Here is a 16,733-nt window from a genome sequence, read left to right as displayed (position 1 = left end):
GGAGTATCGAACAATGAGTATCCTTGCTCTTCAGAAGAAGCTGGAGCGCAACGTGACCCTGCTTGCGGTCGGCGCGCTGGTCACGGTCGTCATCGGCGGGATCGTCGAGATCGCGCCCCTGTTCTGGATCGATCAGACGATCGAGAAGGTCGAAGGCGTCCGCCCACTCACGCCGCTGGAGCAGGCCGGCCGCGACATCTACCAGCGCGAAGGCTGCTACACCTGTCACAGCCAGATGATCCGCCCCTTCCGGGACGAGGTCGAACGCTACGGCCACTACAGCCTCGCCGCCGAGAGCATGTACGACCACCCCTTCCAATGGGGCTCGAAGCGGACGGGGCCTGACCTGGCCCGGGTCGGCGGCCGCTACTCCGACGAATGGCATGCCCAGCACCTCAAGGACCCGCGCAGCGTCGTGCCGGAATCGATCATGCCGCCTTACGCATTCCTTGCTGACCGCGACCTCCAGACGGACGGTTACAGCGGCAATCTGACCGCGCTTCGCCGGGTCGGCGTCCCCTACAGCGACGAGGACATCAAGAAGGCCGAGGAGGATATGCGGACGCAGGCTTCCGGCGACGCTGACGCAGCGGGTCTGGCAAAGCGTTATCCCGATGCGCAGAGCCGCGACTTCGACGGCCAGCCTTCGCGCCTGACCGAAATGGACGCCTTGGTCGCCTACCTTCAGCAGCTCGGCACGCACGTCGACTTCCGCAAGGTCGAGCCGCACGAGGTGCAGCGGTGAGCTACGAGGCCCTTCGGCATTTCGCCGACAGCCACGCCCTCGCAGCAATGGCGGTCCTCTATCTGGCGCTTGTGGGATGGGCCTTCCGCCCCGGCGCGCGGTCGGCGAACCGGCACGCAGCCACCATGATTTTCGACGAGGAAAACAGCGATGGCTGAGCGCAAGCGCATCGACGAGCCCACTGGCACCGAGACCGTCGGCCACGAATGGGACGGGATCGAGGAGCTTGATACCCCGATGCCGCGCTGGTGGCTGTGGACGCTCTACGCGACCATTGCCTGGGCCGTCGTCTACACTGTCCTTTATCCCGCCTGGCCGATGATCAGCAGCGCGACCGCCGGGACTCTCGGCTGGTCGAGCCGCGGCCAGCTGGAAGCCGAGATGAAGGCCGAAGCGGACCGCAAACGCCCGGTCGAGCTCGCGCTGGCGCAAATCCCGATCGAGCGACTGCCGGAGGACAGCAAGCTGCTGAACGCCGCAGTCCAGGGCGGAGCGGCCGCGTTCAAGGTCAATTGCGTCCAGTGCCACGGCTCCGGCGCAGCGGGGACAAAGGGCTATCCGAACCTCAACGACGACGACTGGCTCTGGGGCGGCGACCTCAAGGCGATCCACAAGACTTTGGAGAACGGCATTCGCCAGCCGGGCGACAAGCAGACCCGCACGAGCCAGATGCCTGCATTCGGCCGGGACGGGATCCTCCAGCCGAACGAGATCCTGTATCTCACCAGCTACGTCCGGACTCTGTCCGGCGCGGAAAAGCCGGGGCCGCCTCTCAGCGCGGCGCGGCGCTCTTCGCGGTCAATTGCGCCCCTGCCACGGGGCGGACGGCAAGGGCAACCGGGCGCTCGGCGCACCGAACCTGACCGACAAGATCTGGCTTTATGGAGGTGACCGGGCCTCCATCGCCGAGACGATTACCAATTCGCGCTACGGCATCATGCCCGCATGGGGACAACGGCTCGATCCGGTCACCGTGAAAATGCTGGCCGCCTACGTCCATTCGCTCGGCGGCGGTGAAAAGTTCATCGCCGAAGCACCGGCCAGTGACGCGCAAGTGAAAGCGGAGGCCGGCGCGGTGCCGGCTCCGATGAAGGCCAATGCAAGCCGCTGACGATCTGACCAACCGCGCCAGGAACCGTTACTTCGAGAAGCGCAAGAAGGTCTTCCCCCGCCAGATCGACGGACCGTTCCGCCGGTTCAAATGGCTCGTCATGCTGGTCACGCTCACGATCTATTATGTGACTCCGTGGCTGCGCTGGGATCGCGGCCCGCACGCGCCGAGCCAGGCGGTGCTGGTCGATCTCGCCCACCGGCGCTTCTACATGTTCTCGATAGAGATCTGGCCGCACGAATTCTATTACGTCGCTGGCCTGCTGATCATGGCCGCGATCGGCCTGTTCCTGGTTACAAGCGCGGTCGGACGGGCCTGGTGCGGCTATGCCTGCCCTCAGACCGTCTGGACCGACCTGTTCCAGCACATCGAGCGCTTCGTCGACGGCGACCGGAATGCTCAGCGCAAGCTCGACGAGGCCCCATGGAGCGCGCTGAAGGTCACCAAGCGGCTGATCAAATGGACGCTCTGGCTGATCGTCGGAGTGCTGACCGGCGGCGCGTGGATCTTCTATTTCGCAGACGCCCCAACCCTGTTCCAGCAGCTGATGCACGGCGATGCTCCAAGAATCGCTTACCTGACGATCGGAACCCTCACCGCGACGACCTTTATCTTCGGCGGGTTCATGCGCGAGCAGGTGTGCATCTACATGTGCCCGTGGCCGCGGATTCAGGGCGCGATGCTCGACGAGCAGAGCCTCGTCGTAACCTACAAGGGTTGGCGGGGAGAACCGCGGGGCCGCGGCGTCAAGCGCCGGGAGGAGGATGCGGCGGCGCTCCTTCCGCAAGGCGACTGCATCGACTGCATGGCTTGCGTCGCAGTCTGCCCGACGGGCATCGACATCCGCGAAGGGCCGCAGATCGGTTGCATCACCTGCGCGCTATGCATCGACGCTTGCGACCAGGTGATGGACAAGATCGGAAAGCCCCGGAAGCTGATCGGCTACACGACGATCGCTGACGAACGGCTGGCTCGTTCGGGACAGCCGACAAGGACACCTCTGCAACGCCTGCTACGCCTTCGCACGCTACTCTATCTTTCCGTCTGGGTTGCGATTGGCGCTGCGCTCCTGTTCACGCTCGGAACCCGCGAGCGGATCGAACTGGACGTCGCTCAAAGCCGTAACCCGGTCTGGATTCGCCTCAGCGACGGACAGGTCCGCAACAGCTACACGATCAAACTCCGCAACATGGAAAATCGTGCTCGCCGCTACGAGCTGAGCGTACGCGGCATCGACGGCCGGATGTGGAATCAGGAGATGAGCCGCCAAGCCGCGACGCCCACCGTGACGTTCGAGGTCGAGCCGGACAGCGTCCTCAAGCAAAGCATTTATCTCGCGGCGCCCGACACCGGACCTACGCAGACTCCCATATTGTTCACGGCTCGCGCGCTCGACGAAGATGGGGACAGGCGGTCGGCCAGGCACGCTTCGAACGGCCGGAGGAATAAGCGAATGAACCAGCGTTTCACCGGCTATCACGCGACCGCAATCCTCGTCGGCTTCTTCGCACTGGTCATTGCCGTGAACCTGACGATGGCAAGGCTCGCGACGAGCACTTTCGGCGGAGTGCTTGCCGAGAACGGCTATGTCGCCAGCCAGGATTACAATCGCTGGATCGCCGAGAGTGCTGCGCAGGATCGGCTCGGCTGGGACGTTGCAGCTCGCGTCGAAGGCAATCGCCTGATCCTCGACACCAAGGGCGTGTCGCACGCAGTCGCAAATGTCGTCGCCGAGCACCCGCTCGGGCAGGTCGATGACCGTAGGATTCCCATGGTCGTCGCGGGGACCAATCACTTTCGTTCGGCGGATGCGATGCCATCAGGACGGTGGAAGCTCCGGATTACCTTGCAACAGGGCAATTCCGAGGCCCGTTACCTCCGCGAAGTGCGATCGTGAACGCGCACGCCGCAATCACAAAGCCGGATGCTTTCGAGGCGTCGCTCTTTGCGGTGGAAGGCATGCGCTGCGCCGCCTGCATCGCGCGCATCGAAGGCGGACTTGTCGAGATTCCCGGCATTCACTCGGCACGCGTGAACCTCTCGGCCCGCAGGGTCCGTGTCGAGCACGATCCTGCAGTCGGCGAGGACGTCATCCTCAAGGCCCTCCGGAAGGTCGGCTTCGACGCGCATCCGTTCGCCGGCGACGCCATAACCGGGAAGCGCTCGGACGAAAGCCGGAAGCTGGTGCTCGCGCTTGCCGTATCGGGCTTCGCGGCGATGAACATCATGCTCCTGTCCGTCAGCGTCTGGGCCGGCGCGGTTGGGACGACGCGCGACCTCTTCCACTGGATCAGCGCTCTGATCGGCGTGCCGGCAGTCGCTTATTCCGGTCGCCCGTTCTTCGAGAGCGCGCTTGCTGCGATCCGCAAGCGCCGAACCAACATGGACGTGCCGATCTCGATCGGCGTCATCGTCACGGTGGCGATGAGCCTCTACGAGACGGCGACCGGCGGCGAGCATGCCTATTTCGACGGCGCAGTCATGCTGCTGTTCTTCCTTCTGGCTGGGCGATTCCTCGACAGCGTAATGCGTGCCCGAGCGGAGGATTCGGTTGCAGCTTTGCTCCGCCGCGTTCCCAGCGAGGCGACCGTGCTGATCAACGGGAAGCAGGTGCGCCGCCGAGTCGACATGCTGCTCCCCGGCGACTTGCTGTTCGTCGCGGCGGGCGAGCGCATTGCGGCCGATGGGGTCGTGGTCGAAGGCAGCAGCAACATCGACCGAGCGCACATCACCGGAGAAAGCCTGCCCGAACGGATTGCGCCCGGCGGTCGCGTGCTGGCCGGCACGATCAACCTTTCCCGGCCGCTGACCATCCGCGCCACGGCGGTCGGCAACCAGACCGCTATCGCCGACATCGCGCGGTTGATGGAGCAGGCGAGCGGATCGAAGTCGCTTTACGTCCGGATCGCCGACCGCGCCGCGCGTCTCTACGCACCGGCGGTCCACAGTCTTGCCGGCTTGACCTTCCTCGGCTGGATGCTCGCGGGCACGGGCATTCATCAGTCGCTGCTGATCGCGGTTGCGGTCTTGATCATCACCTGCCCATGCGCGCTCGGCCTTGCCGTTCCGATTGCGCAGGTCGTCACCGCGGGCGCGCTGATGAAGCGGGGCATTTTGGTGAAAGAAGGCTCGGCTCTGGAGCGGCTGGCGACTGCCGACATCGCCCTGCTCGACAAGACCGGTACTGCGACACGCGGTCGCCTTGATGCTTCGGACCTGCCGGAGAAGGTAGGCGAGCGCGCCATCCTCGCTGCGCTCGCCCACGCCAGCCGCCACCCGCTCGCCCGCTCGGTGACCAGCGCCCTGGAGGGTGTCGAGGCGGCGAAGGGCGATCGGATCGCTGAAGTCCCCGGCCTGGGCGTCGAAGGCTATTTTGCCGACCGCCGCTGGAGGTTCGGACGGCCCGACTGGGTCGGCACCGACCGAGACGGCGGAACGACCACGGCGGCATTCGGGCCGACCGACGGAGGTGTCCGCCTCATCCATTTCGCGGACGCTCTTCGGCCGGACGCGCAACGCGCGATGGCAGAACTCGACGGCCTCAAAGTCCTCCCGCAGCTCATTAGCGGTGACCAGGTCGATGTCGTTCGACAGGTTGCCGGTGTTATGGGAATTCAATGGCGTGCCCGCGTCACTCCTGCCGAGAAGAACGTGCTGGTCATCGAGCAGCAGGCGGCGGGACATCACGTGCTGATGGTCGGGGACGGACTGAACGACGGGCCGGCGCTTAAGGCGGCCGACGTGGCAATGGCCCCTGCGGCGGCGTCGGATGTCGGGCAGATGGCGGCCGACATCGTGTTTTTCGGCGATAGCCTCGACGCCGTTCCGCGGTCCGTCCGCGCCGCGCGCAGGATGATGCGCGTTGTGAAGCAGAATTTTGCCCTCGCGATCGGCTACAACGTGCTGGCCGTGCCGCTCGCGATCGCGGGCATGGTCACGCCGCTGATCGCTGCGCTCGCAATGTCCGGGAGCTCGATCCTGGTCGTCGCCAACGCGCTTCGCCTGAGGAGTGCCGCGAGATGACCGGCATCGGCTTCCTTCTTCCGATTGCGCTCGGCCTTGGCCTGCTGGGTCTCGGCGCCTTCTTCTGGTCAGTGAAGAGCGGACAGTTCGAAGATCTCGACGGCGCCGCAATGCGCATCCTGATCGACGAGGAAGAGCAAGACGGTGGCAACTGAGCTCCAGGTCGTGCTCGCCGTCGGCGCCTGCCTTGGGCTCGCTCAAGCCCCGATGACGATGCACGGCCCGGGTAGGAGCCATTCAGGACACTGCGGCGAGAAAGCTCCGGCTCAGCCCGCTCCGGAGAAGGCCATGGCCGGCTGCCATGCCTGCACCTTGCCGAGACCGGACGACGAGGAAGACTAGACGCGTAGTGCGGCTGCGGCTTCGGCCTCCCGCTTCAGGTTCCGGGCGAGCTGGCTCATTCCATTGAGATACTGCGGCGGGACGTGGACGTCGCGGTAATCGAGCTGCGCCGCGGCGCGCAGAGTCCAGAACGGATCGATCAGGTGCGGCCTCGCCAGCGCGACAAGGTCGGCGCGGCCGGCGGCGAGGATCGAATTGGCGTGGTCGGGCTCGTAGATGTTGCCGACCGCCATCGTCGCGAGGCGAGCTTCGTTGCGGAGCTTGTCGCTGAACGGCGTCTGGAACATGCGTCCGTAGACTGGCTGTGCGCCGGTCCATGTCTGCCCTGCCGAAACGTCGATCAGGTCCGCGCCCCCGTGCGCGAAGGCTTCCGCAATCTCGACCGCGTCGTCGGGCGTGATTCCCTGTTCGCCGGCCCAATCGGTCGCAGAAATGCGCACCGACATGGGTTTGTCTGCCGGCCATGCGTCGCGCATCGCCGCGAAGACTTCGAGCGGATAGCGAATGCGGTTCTCGAGCGACCCGCCATATTCGTCGGTGCGCTTGTTCTGCAGAGGTGTCAGGAACCCGGACAGCAAATAGCCGTGCGCCGCGTGCAGCTCGACCATGTCGAAGCCGGCCTCGATTCCCATGCGCACTGCGGCGACGAATCGGTCGCGCACCGCATCCATGTCCGTGCGGGTCATCGGCATCGGCACCTGGTTGACCGGCGACCAGGCCACGTCACTCGCGGCCATCACTGGCCAGTTGCCGTCGGGCAGCGGCGCATTGTCCTCTTCCCAGCCGACGCGGGTCGAACCCTTCGCGCCAGAATGGCCGAGTTGGAGGCAGATCTTTGCCTTCGAATTGGCGTGCACGAAATCGACGATGCGTTTCCACGCGACGACATGGTCGGCGTTCCACATGCCCGTGCAGCCCGGACTGATCCGTCCCTCCGGCGACACGCAGGTCATCTCGGTGAAGACGAGCCCCGCACCGCCGATCGCACGCTCGCCGTAATGCACGAAGTGGAAGTCATTCGGCGTTCCATCGACCGCCGAGTACATCGCCATAGGCGAGACGGTGACGCGGTTCTCCACAATCATCTCGCGCAGCTTGAACGGTGCGAACATCGGCGGCGCGGTCTTGTTCGAGCGGCCCTCGGTGGCGCGCTTCCAGAACCAGCGCTCGACACCTTCCAGCCATTCGCGATCGCGAAGGCGGAGGTTCTCATGACTGATGCGCTGGCTGCGCGTCAACAGCGAGTAAGCGAACTGCAGCGGCTCGAAATGCGTGTAGCGCTCGAGTGTCTCGAACCATTCGGTCGAGTTGCGCGCGCTGTTCTGCAGCTTGAGGACTTCGAGATTCCGCTCCGCGACATATTCATCCATCGCGGCCTCGAGACTAAGCCCCGGGCGATTGAGCACGTCCGCAAGCTTGATCGCGTCCTCGAGCGCAAGCTTGGTGCCAGACCCGACCGAGAAGTGCGCCGTATGCGCAGCGTCTCCTAGAAGAATGACATTGCCAGTCGACCAGCGCTCGCATTTGATGCGCCGGAAGTTCAGCCATGCCGCCGACCCGCGCAAATGCGCGGCGTTCGACATGAGGCTGTGGCCGTCGAGATATTTGGCGAACAGCTTTTCGCACGCGGCGATGGCCTCGGCCTGCTCCATCCGGTCAAAGCCGAAATTGCGCCAAGTCTCCTCCGAACATTCGACGATGAAGGTCGAGCAGTCCGGCGCGAAGCGATAGGCGTGCGCCCAGATCCACCCGTGCTCGGTCTTCTCGAACGCGAAAGTGAAGGCGTCGAAGACCTTCGACGTTCCGAGCCACACGAACTTGTTCGCGCGCACATCGATGTCGACGCCGAATGCATCGGCATATGCGTCGCGGAAGCGCGAGTTGATGCCGTCCGACGCGATGACGAGGTCGTACTCGCGCCACTTCGCGTCCGCCGGATCGCACTCTGCATTGAATTCGATATTCACGCCAAGTTCGCGCGTCCGATCCTGAAGGATTTCGAGCAGGCGCTTGCGTCCGATGCCGATGAAGCCGTGGCCTGAAGACGTGATCGTCTCGCCGCCAAAGTGAACGTCGATATCGTCCCAATGCGCGAATTCGTCGGCAATGATCCTGGCGGACTTCGGATCGTTGGCTTGAAGGTTCTCGACCGTTTGGTCGGAAAAGACGACGCCCCAGCCGAACGTCACGCCCGGCGCGTTGCGCTCGAAAACAATGATGTCGTGCGACGGGTCGCGCAGTTTCATTGAGATGGCGAAGTAGAGGCCGGCCGGACCGGCGCCGACGCAGGCGATCTTCACCGGAAAATCCTCGGACGTTCGCCAAGTTCGCTCCTTAACGCGCGCGAGCGAGCCCGTGCGGCATCTGCTGGGCGGAGGTTCGAACTCGGGTTCAGGCAACGGAGCGACATGGCCGCAGCATGGCACAACAGGCCTCGCGTAGGACAGCGCAATGTCCGCAAACAGGTCAACCCACCGGCCTAGACAGCATGGCAAGGAGGTCACCGAGGCCAGCTTTCAGATCCTGCCTAACGGCCTTTCCGTTACCGGTTCGTCCTGCGGTTCCTTCGCTCCTCTTCCATGCTCCCAGGGCAAGGCCGGCCCCATTGAGATAAGCCCGAGCACGCGAGCGCGCCTCAAGGCCTCCTGTTCGCTGCACCCCATCGCCTGGAAATAGGATACGAAGGCCATCGCGGCCGCCTTCGCGTTCGGCCCTCGCCAGACACGAGTAGCGACGAGGATGAATGCGTCCGGGTGTCGTACGGCGAGCGTCAGATAGGCCGAAGCAGCGGCCGCGATATCGCCCGGAAGCGGAGCCGCAGGAAGCACTGAAGCGAGCAGCTGGTCCACGACGCCGTCGAGCAGATCGTCCATGCTGGCGACATGGTTGTAGAGCGACATCGCCTTGCAGCCGAGGCGGGCGGCCAGCTGCCGCGCGCTCAGCCCGTCGAGACCTTCCGAGTCGATCAACTCCAACGCAGCTTCAATGATCCGATCTCGGTTGAGCGCGCCTCTCGGCACACGCGGGGGTTCTGGCATGTTGACAAACATACAACGTAAGTTTATCGGGTCAAGTGTCACGTACGATGTACGTTGAAAAAGGAACGATCCAATGAAATCTCGAATCTTTCGTGCCGCCCTGCTGTTCGCCTGTGTCGCGTATGCCTCGCCGGCATTGGCGGACATCGCCGCCGACAAAATCACGGCTTCGCGGGTCTTGCTCGAGAAAATGGGGCGAGGCGACTTCAGCAAGCTCGACGAAATCTACGGGCCGGGTTTCGTCGCGCATGCCGGCGGCAAGGATTATTCGCTCGAAGAGGACAATCGGTCCGGCCAGGCGATCCGGGCGGCGGTGCCGAACCTGCAGGTGATGGTCGATCACCTCATTGGAGAAGATGATCTCGTCGCGGTTCGCTGGCGCGCCAAGGGTACGAACTCGGTTGCGGCGGCAGGTATGCCTGGCAAGGGCGCAACGATGGAGGTCGAGGGAGTGACGATCTTCCGTTTCAGGGATGGGCGCATCGTCGAGGAATGGAGCCTGACTGATCGCCTTGCGATGATGAATCAGCTGGCGGCGAATTGAATTTCACCAAGCTTCGGTGAAACCAGATTTGGGCGGGCGCGAATGTCCGTTTTCGGCAGAGAGCGTACGGAAGCGGTCTGGTGAGCCGGCGCCAACCTACGCGCCGCTTGCCCCTTGAATCAGATCCATGAAATTCCGCGCTGCCTCACGATCTGCGTCGGTCTCGAATACGACGTCCAGGTCGGGCGCCGACCCCAGTGTCTGCAGCAGCGCCCAAAGGGCAAACCGCTCACCTCGGTCCCTGGTCAGACCGAGGTCGACCTGCATGTGTTCGATGCCGGCGTCGAGAGCTTCCGGTGGGACTGCCGCCAGATCTGAAGTGCCAAAGTATCGGTGGAACTGATCATCGAGGTTCATCGATCTCATCTGATCCAGGACGGGCGGGCCGGCAAGTGGCAGCAGTAGCTCTTGCGACCCCGATGTCGAAGCAAAGCCAGGAGCGGAGTGAGCGAACCGAATGTCTTCTTTGGGTGGAAAGCGGACACTCGACGTGGGCCCAAACCCATACGCGGATTGTTGATTACCTATGTCAGACCCAAAAAAGCGCGCTGAGCGGCGAAAGCAGCACACAGCAGAGATCGAGGCGAGCCAAGACGACCTGCGGAAAAGCATTGCTGAGACTGAGCGTCTTGTGGGAGAATCCGACGAAATGCTGCGCCGTCACCGCAGAGAATGCGAGGAAGATGACGCCTAGGTCACCGATCCTACGGTCTGCCCGTCCTTAAGGACGTCGCACACCGGGCAGTCTTCGCTATCGGCGGCTCTTTGCACCGCGTCCCTGTCAGACGCCGCAAGGACGTCTTTCTTCTTGACGACCGCACCTCCTGGCCCAGTCAACTTGTTGATCCGATACAATTTCACGATGCCCGTCCCCGAGTCCCAGCGGCCCGGATCCAAGCACCAATGCTGGGTCACAGCAATCTCTAATGTCCGCTTTGGGTCGAGGCACTAGCAGCGTGTCTGGAAGTCCCGGATGGAGCGGCCCAGCCCCAGGTGGGCTCGGCTCTCTTACGGGTGGTGGTGAGGGGAGGAGAGCCGAGCCTGGGGATGAGGCATTGTCTCGCCGTTGTTTGCTAGACCGAAAGCGATGCCTCAATCGCCGGATACATTGGAATTATGACAGGCCGAATAAGGAGTTATCCGTAGGGGAAGTCCCTATGTCAGTCCTCGGGGGCGACCGTCACGCAGAGGCCTTCCAGCTCATCCGTCACCTTGATCTGGCAGGACAGGCGGCTGTTCGGTTCGCGCCAGTCGGAGAAGGCGAGGATGGTTTCCTCGTCCGACTGGATCGGCGGAAGGCGGTGGAACCAGTCGTCCGCGACATAGACGTGGCAGGTGCCGCAGCTTGCGCAGCCGCCGCACAGCCCAAGGATCTCGTCCATTCCGCCGCGCTTGAGATTGTCCTTGAGCGATTGGCCGGATTTCGCGTGGACCTCGCGTGTTTCGCCTCCGCGCGTCGTGGCCCAGACCGTCGGCACGTCAGCCCAGCGCCTCCACGATGGTGACGTTGGCGATGCCGCCGCCTTCGCACATCGTTTGCAGGCCGAAGCGCTTACCGTGAAGGCGGAGCGCGTGGACGAGCGTCGCCATCAGCTTCGCTCCGGACGCGCCGAGCGGATGGCCGAGGGCGATGGAGCCGCCGTGCACGTTGAGGCGCGACGGGTCGGCTTGGAGCTGCTGAAGCCAGGCCAGCGGAACCGGCGCGAACGCCTCGTTGACTTCGTACAGGTCGAGCTCGTCCATTGACCGGCCCGACCGTTCCAGCGCGACGCGCGTGGCGCGGATCGGCTCGTCGAGCATGATCACGGGGTCGCCGGCGGTGACCGTCAGATGATCGATTCGGGCGATCGGCGCCAGGTTGTGCGCTTTCAGGGCGCGCTCGTTGACGATCAGGACCCCGACGCGCCGTCGCAGATCTGCGAGGCATTGCCGGCAGTGATCACGCCGTCGGGAACCAGGGTCTTCAGGCCGCCGAGACCTTCCAGCGATGCGTCGTAGCGAATGCCCTCGTCGGTGCGGTGCGTGTCGCCGTTGACGGGCAGTGGCACAATCTCCGCCTCGAATGCACCGGCTTGCGTCGCGGCGGCAGCCTTGCGGTGACTTTCGAGCGCAAACGCATCAAGGTCGCCGCGCGAGAAGCCGTACTTCTTCGCCATCATCTCCGCGCCGCGGAACTGGGTGAAGTCGTTGACGCCGTAGCGATCCTTGATCGACTGCGGCCAGGGACCGATGCCGATGCCCGCCTGCATCGGCAGGATGATCGGGGTTCCCATCGGCACCCGCGTCATGCTCTCGACGCCCGCGGCTATGACCATGTCCTGCGTTCCGCTCATCACAGCCTGGGCAGCGAAGTGGACCGACTGCTGCGAGCTTCCGCACTGGCGATCAATCGACACGGCTGGAACGCTGTCGGGAAGCTTGGAGGCCATCACCACGTTGCGGCCGATGTGAAAGGCCTGCTCGCCCACCTGGCCGACGCAACCGACGATCACGTCGTCGATGGCCGCGGGATCGATACCGGTCCGTTCGACCAGGGCGTTGAGAACGGCGGCGCCGAGGTCCGCCGGATGCCAGTCCTTCAGAGCGCCTTCGCGCTTGCCGCCCGCGGTCCGCGCTGCATCGATGATATAGGCTTCCATTGCGGCCCTCAGTACGCTTCGGCCTCGACGGCGGAAAGGAAGTCGTCGATGGCCGCATTGAATTCGGCGGGCTTGTCGAGGTTGGCGAGGTGCGAGGCGCCCGCGATCACTTCCAGCCGCGAGCCGGGGATGAGCGCGTGAAGCTCTTCGGACAGGGCCGGCGGGGTGATGGCGTCCTCGTCACCGACGATGATCAGCGTGGGGACGGCGATGGAGGCCGCGCGGACGCGCTGGTCGGCGAGCCAGACGGCCTCGGCGCCGATCCGGTAGGCCGCGGGATCGATCCGGGCCATTGTGTCGATGACGTCCCCGCGAAGGTCCCTTTCTTCGGACGCGAGGAGCGCGCCGACGCGAGCCTCGGCGAGCCCGCGGATGTCACTGCTGGCCGCGATGGAACGGTTGTAGATGGCCTGACCGTCCGGGTGCACCGCGAAGCTGTCGGCGATAATCAGCGAAGCGCTTCGATCGGGTACGGCGGCGTTCAATGCAATGGCGACGACACCGCCGAGCGAGAGTCCGCAGACATGCGCCTTTTCTACTCCGAGCGCATCCATCGCGACAAGGACTGCGGCTGCAAAATCGTCCCGCGTCGCGCCTTCGACGAACGCGCTTTCACCGTAGCCGGGATAGTCGAACGCGAGCGCTCGCCGTGACCGGGCGAAATGCTCGAGCTGCGGGCGCCAGACGGACTTGTCAGAGCCCACGCCGTGCAGGAAAATGATTGGCGTACGGCCGTCGCCGCCCTGCTCGACGAAGCCAACCTTGCCTCGTGAAGTTTCGATCGCTGCCATCGCGTTCGCGTGAACGGCGGCGCCGCGGTTTGCAAGATTACGATTCGCTTGCGGAACGGTTCACGCTCCGCTCATCTGCAAAGGCGCACGGATCGCCGTAGAAACCGACAGTGCCGAGGTAGTGGCCATGCGTGACTTCCTTATCCTGATGCTCCTGGCCAGTGCGGCCTCGCCAGCGCTCGCGGCGCCCGACAATGACGGCACTCCCAATCGCCGGGCCAATCGTTCGGAGCGCGCGCAGTCCGACAATGATGCGCCTAGACGGGAAGCCCCCGTTGTCCGGCCACAGCGAAGCTCCGAAAACGTTAGCCGGCCGGATACGGGCGGCCAGCGCGCGTTCGGCGACGGCATCACGAATACGTCCGACACTCCCCGGGCCGAGCACGTGCAGCGCGGATCGGCCGGCGACACCGTCCGCAGCTGGCGGCAGGACTCGGATAGCTCGTTCGATCAGAGAGTCCGCAAGCCGGAGGGGCGTCCGACGCTTCCGGAGCGGCCGGCGACCGAGCGAGTGCGCGAGGTCACGAACCAGGGCGACACGGTCCGCAACTGGCGCCGGGTCGAGCGCGACGGGTCGGGCAGCAATTCGTCGATCCAGGACCATGTGCGCACCGCGCCCGGCACCCGCGAAGGCGGGCTGGTCGAGCCGCGCCGCCCGCTTCCGCGAGTCCTGACCCCGACCGAGCGTCGAATCAGCCGCACTCCGGTATTCGGGACCGAGCCGCCGGAGCCGCGCGCCGCTAAAACGCTGCAGGCCAATCCCAGCAGGCGCTGGGACCACAACTGGCGGCACGATCGGCGGTACGATTGGAACGACTGGCGCCACCGGCACCGGTCGCGGTTCCACATCGGCTTCTATTACGATCCGTTCGGCTGGGATTACTTCCGCTACGGCATCGGCTGGCGCCTGTGGCCCAGCTATTACGGCAGCAGCTTCTGGCTGAACGATCCGTCCTATTATCGCCTGCCGCCGGCGTACGGACCGTATCGCTGGATCCGCTATCACAACGACGCCGTGCTGGTGAACATCTACACCGGTAGCGTGGTCGATGTGATCTACGACTTCTTCTGGTAGACAGCAGAAGGTCATTGGACGAAGGGGCGTTGCGGCTTGGCCGCAGCGCCCCTTTTCCATCCCGCCAGCCCGCAATGAAAGTTTCACGATGAAGCACAGTTTCCGCCTGCTCGTTCTTGGCGCATCGATCGTCGCGCTTGCAGCCTGTGCGACGGCGCCCGCTGCAGCGCCGGAGCCGATCGCTTCGGCCGCCGGGCCTGCTGCGCCGCCGGTTGCGGAGAAGAGCGCCCACGATCGGCTGTTCGAACTCTTCAAGGCGAGCGACGAGGCCTATCTCAAGCGCAATCCGGTGCAGGCCTCTTCCGCGGGGACCTTCGCTACGCGGACCGGCTCGGCGACAACATCACAGACGAATATTATGCGGGCGAAAAGGCGGCTGCAGAGGCAGACCTCGCCGCGCTCAAGGCAATCCCCCGCGACCATCTCGATGCGACCGACCAGCTCGCCTACGACACGTTCGATTATACGACCAAGGACGAGCTGCGCGCGTACCAGCCGGACATACTGAACTTCACCAAAGTCCGGCCCATGAACCACTTCTACGGCCTGCACACCTTCTATCCGACCTTCGCCAGCGGGAAGGGTGGTGCGCCGTTCAACACGCTCGAGGACTATGAAAACAACCTCAAGCGTCACAAGGATTTCGTCACCTATATCGACCGCGCCATCGGTCGGTTCCGGGAAGGCGAGCAGGCGGGGTCGTCGAGACCAAGCTGACCGTCCGCAACATGATCGAGCAGCTCAACGAGCAGCTGAAGATGAAGCCGGAGGACTCGCCCTATTACGGACCGGTCAAGCAATTCCCGGAGGCGATCAGCGCGGCGGATCGCGCGCGGCTGACGAAGGAGTATCGCGCGGCGATCACCGACGAGCTCTTTCCCGTCCTCACCCGCCTGCGCGACTTCCTGAAGAACGAATATCTCGGCAATGCCCGGGAGGGCGTCGGCCTCATGTACATGAAGGGCGGCGACAATCTGTACCGCTACGAGGTCCAGTCGACGACGACGCTCCCGATGACTCCCGAGCAGATTCATGAGCTCGGCCTGAAAGAGGTAGAGCGGATCACGGCGGAGATGGAGAAGGTCCGGCAGGAGGTCGGCTTCAAGGGCACTCTCCACCAGTTCTTCGAACACATGCGCTCGGCGAAGCAGTTCCAGCCGAAGAGCCGGGATTCGCTGACCCAGGACTATTACCGCATCGGCAGGACGGTCGAGGCGAAGATCCCGACATATTTCTCAACGGTCCCCAAGGCGTCGCTGGTCATCAAGCCTTACGATCCGTTCCGCGAGAAGTTCGAGGCCGGCGGCTCGTACGAGCAGGGCACGCCCGACGGCTCAAGGCCCGGCACCTTCTACTTCAACGCCTATGACCTGCCGTCACGCAGCACTTGGGGCGAAACGACCCTGTTCCTTCACGAGGGCGAGCCCGGGCATCACTTTCAGATCAGCCTGGCGCAGGAGAATGAGGCGCTGCCCGCGTTCATGCGGTTCGGCGGGAACACCGCCTATGTCGAAGGCTGGGCGCTCTACGCCGAGACACTCGGCTACGACATGGGCCTGTACAGGGACCCGTACCAGCGCTTCGGAACCTTGAACGACGAGATGCTGCGCGCGATGCGGCTGGTGGTCGACACCGGGATCCATTCGAAGGGTTGGACCCGCGATCAGGCGATCAAATACATGCTCGATCATTCGGGCATGGGCCGCACCGACGCGACGGCGGAGGTCGAGCGCTACATCGCGATCCCCAGCCAGGCGACCGCCTACAAGGTTGGCGCGCTCACCATTCAGCGCCTTCGCGACAAGGCGAAGGCGGAGCTCGGCGACAGGTTCGACATCCGCGAGTTCCACGCGCAGGTGCTGAACACCGGCGCCCTTCCGCTCCAGATCCTGGAGCAGAAGATCGACCGCTGGATCGCGGCGAAGAAGTCTAGCTAGCCGGTTCGCTCAGCTCGACGAAGGGCGCGAACTTCACCTCGCGCTTGACGAAATGCGTCTCGTACCGCCGCACCGTCGGCGACGAGACGAGCAGTTCGTCCGCAGCCTCATTGAAGGCCGACATGCTCTCGCAGTCGAAGAGCGCGAGGATGTCGTGGGGTCCGGCGATCTCGTAGCAGAACTGCACGCACGGCGAGTCCAGCAGACGTTTCTCAAGCGCGTTCTTGCCCTTCAGGTCGGCGTGCTCGCTGAGTTGGATCAGGACGATCGCGCGGAGACGGCGGTCCGTGAAACGCGGCGCAAGCAGGGCAATAGTCCGGGCGATGGTGCCGTCGGCACGAAGCCGCCGAAGCCGGCGCGCGATCGCGGACGGCGACAGCGCCACCTCCGTCGCTAGCGAATCGGCGGTTCGGCCGTCGTCTCTCTGGACGAGATTCAGAAGCGCGATGTCGAAACGGTCGAGCATGGAATGCAGCCTGCCAAAATTT

At 64.3% G+C, this 16,733-nt stretch carries 14 protein-coding genes and 3 pseudogenes; 10 read left to right on the top strand and 7 right to left on the bottom strand.

Annotated elements, in window-relative coordinates:
• Positions 1 to 13: 13 nt before the first annotated feature.
• The 7 genes and pseudogenes from ccoO (at position 14) to H9L14_RS00515 (ending at position 6,221) form a co-directional block, all read left to right on the top strand.
• Positions 14 to 745 (top strand): cytochrome-c oxidase, cbb3-type subunit II, encoded by a 732-nt coding sequence (gene ccoO, locus H9L14_RS00545; RefSeq protein WP_187708802.1) that lies wholly within the window; start codon positions 14 to 16, stop codon positions 743 to 745.
• On the top strand, positions 742 to 903 hold the full coding sequence (locus H9L14_RS00540) for a cbb3-type cytochrome c oxidase subunit 3 (protein ID WP_187708801.1): 162 nt from the start codon (positions 742 to 744) through the stop codon (positions 901 to 903). The genes ccoO and H9L14_RS00540 overlap by 4 nt, the downstream gene beginning before the upstream one ends.
• Positions 896 to 1,856 (top strand): annotated as a pseudogene (gene ccoP, locus H9L14_RS00535) (cytochrome-c oxidase, cbb3-type subunit III). Before H9L14_RS00540 ends, ccoP begins: the two are co-directional and overlap by 8 nt.
• A complete protein-coding gene (ccoG, locus tag H9L14_RS00530) occupies positions 1,843 to 3,753 on the top strand; it encodes a cytochrome c oxidase accessory protein CcoG (RefSeq protein WP_187708800.1) in 1,911 nt (636 codons plus the stop codon). The pseudogene ccoP and the gene ccoG overlap by 14 nt, the downstream one beginning before the upstream one ends.
• A complete protein-coding gene (locus H9L14_RS00525; protein WP_281389394.1) occupies positions 3,750 to 5,879 on the top strand; it encodes a heavy metal translocating P-type ATPase in 2,130 nt (709 codons plus the stop codon). The genes ccoG and H9L14_RS00525 overlap by 4 nt, the downstream gene beginning before the upstream one ends.
• Positions 5,876 to 6,034, top strand: coding sequence for a cbb3-type cytochrome oxidase assembly protein CcoS (gene ccoS, locus H9L14_RS00520; RefSeq protein WP_187708799.1), 159 nt, complete (start codon positions 5,876 to 5,878; stop codon positions 6,032 to 6,034). Before H9L14_RS00525 ends, ccoS begins: the two co-directional genes overlap by 4 nt.
• Complete coding sequence (locus tag H9L14_RS00515) at positions 6,024 to 6,221, top strand: hypothetical protein (protein ID WP_187708798.1); 198 nt, start codon at positions 6,024 to 6,026, stop codon at positions 6,219 to 6,221. The genes ccoS and H9L14_RS00515 overlap by 11 nt, the downstream gene beginning before the upstream one ends.
• Here the strand turns inward: H9L14_RS00515 and H9L14_RS00510 are convergent.
• Together H9L14_RS00510 and H9L14_RS00505 are read right to left on the bottom strand one after the other, a co-directional pair.
• Positions 6,218 to 8,521, bottom strand: coding sequence for a bifunctional salicylyl-CoA 5-hydroxylase/oxidoreductase (locus tag H9L14_RS00510; protein WP_187708797.1), 2,304 nt, complete (start codon positions 8,519 to 8,521; stop codon positions 6,218 to 6,220). The two genes, H9L14_RS00515 and H9L14_RS00510, sit on opposite strands and share 4 nt — an antisense overlap.
• A gap of 216 nt (positions 8,522 to 8,737) precedes the next feature.
• Complete coding sequence (locus H9L14_RS00505) at positions 8,738 to 9,259, bottom strand: TetR/AcrR family transcriptional regulator (RefSeq protein ID WP_281389393.1); 522 nt, start codon at positions 9,257 to 9,259, stop codon at positions 8,738 to 8,740.
• Between the two features lie 73 nt (positions 9,260 to 9,332).
• Between H9L14_RS00505 and H9L14_RS00500 the strand changes: the two genes are divergently transcribed.
• Positions 9,333 to 9,803, top strand: coding sequence for an ester cyclase (locus H9L14_RS00500; protein WP_187708795.1), 471 nt, complete (start codon positions 9,333 to 9,335; stop codon positions 9,801 to 9,803).
• Positions 9,804 to 9,899: 96 nt separating this feature from the next.
• Here H9L14_RS00500 and H9L14_RS00495 read toward each other — a convergent pair whose 3' ends face one another.
• The 4 genes and pseudogenes from H9L14_RS00495 to H9L14_RS00480 form a co-directional block, all read right to left on the bottom strand.
• Positions 9,900 to 10,160, bottom strand: a complete 261-nt coding sequence (locus H9L14_RS00495) for a hypothetical protein (protein ID WP_187708794.1) — start codon at positions 10,158 to 10,160, stop codon at positions 9,900 to 9,902.
• Positions 10,161 to 10,963: 803 nt separating this feature from the next.
• Complete coding sequence (locus H9L14_RS00490; protein ID WP_187708793.1) at positions 10,964 to 11,281, bottom strand: 2Fe-2S iron-sulfur cluster-binding protein; 318 nt, start codon at positions 11,279 to 11,281, stop codon at positions 10,964 to 10,966.
• A gap of 1 nt (position 11,282) precedes the next feature.
• Positions 11,283 to 12,442: pseudogene (locus H9L14_RS00485) on the bottom strand (acetyl-CoA C-acetyltransferase).
• A gap of 8 nt (positions 12,443 to 12,450) precedes the next feature.
• On the bottom strand, positions 12,451 to 13,233 hold the full coding sequence (locus tag H9L14_RS00480; protein WP_187708792.1) for an alpha/beta fold hydrolase: 783 nt from the start codon (positions 13,231 to 13,233) through the stop codon (positions 12,451 to 12,453).
• A gap of 127 nt (positions 13,234 to 13,360) precedes the next feature.
• Here H9L14_RS00480 and H9L14_RS00475 point away from each other — a divergent pair, with 127 nt between their 5' ends.
• On the top strand, positions 13,361 to 14,308 hold the full coding sequence (locus tag H9L14_RS00475; RefSeq protein ID WP_246444281.1) for an RcnB family protein: 948 nt from the start codon (positions 13,361 to 13,363) through the stop codon (positions 14,306 to 14,308).
• Positions 14,309 to 14,396: 88 nt separating this feature from the next.
• Positions 14,397 to 16,245, top strand: a pseudogene (locus H9L14_RS00470) (DUF885 domain-containing protein).
• Here the strand turns inward: H9L14_RS00470 and H9L14_RS00465 are convergent.
• Complete coding sequence (locus H9L14_RS00465; RefSeq protein WP_187708791.1) at positions 16,238 to 16,711, bottom strand: Lrp/AsnC family transcriptional regulator; 474 nt, start codon at positions 16,709 to 16,711, stop codon at positions 16,238 to 16,240. The pseudogene H9L14_RS00470 and the gene H9L14_RS00465 overlap by 8 nt on opposite strands.
• Positions 16,712 to 16,733 lie beyond the last annotated feature (22 nt).

This window comes from Sphingomonas sediminicola (assembly GCF_014489515.1).
In the GTDB taxonomy this organism is placed as follows: domain Bacteria; phylum Pseudomonadota; class Alphaproteobacteria; order Sphingomonadales; family Sphingomonadaceae; genus Sphingomicrobium; species Sphingomicrobium sediminicola.
The sequence above is the reverse complement of the archived record's forward strand: the minus strand, read 5'-3'. Positions and strand labels throughout refer to the sequence as shown.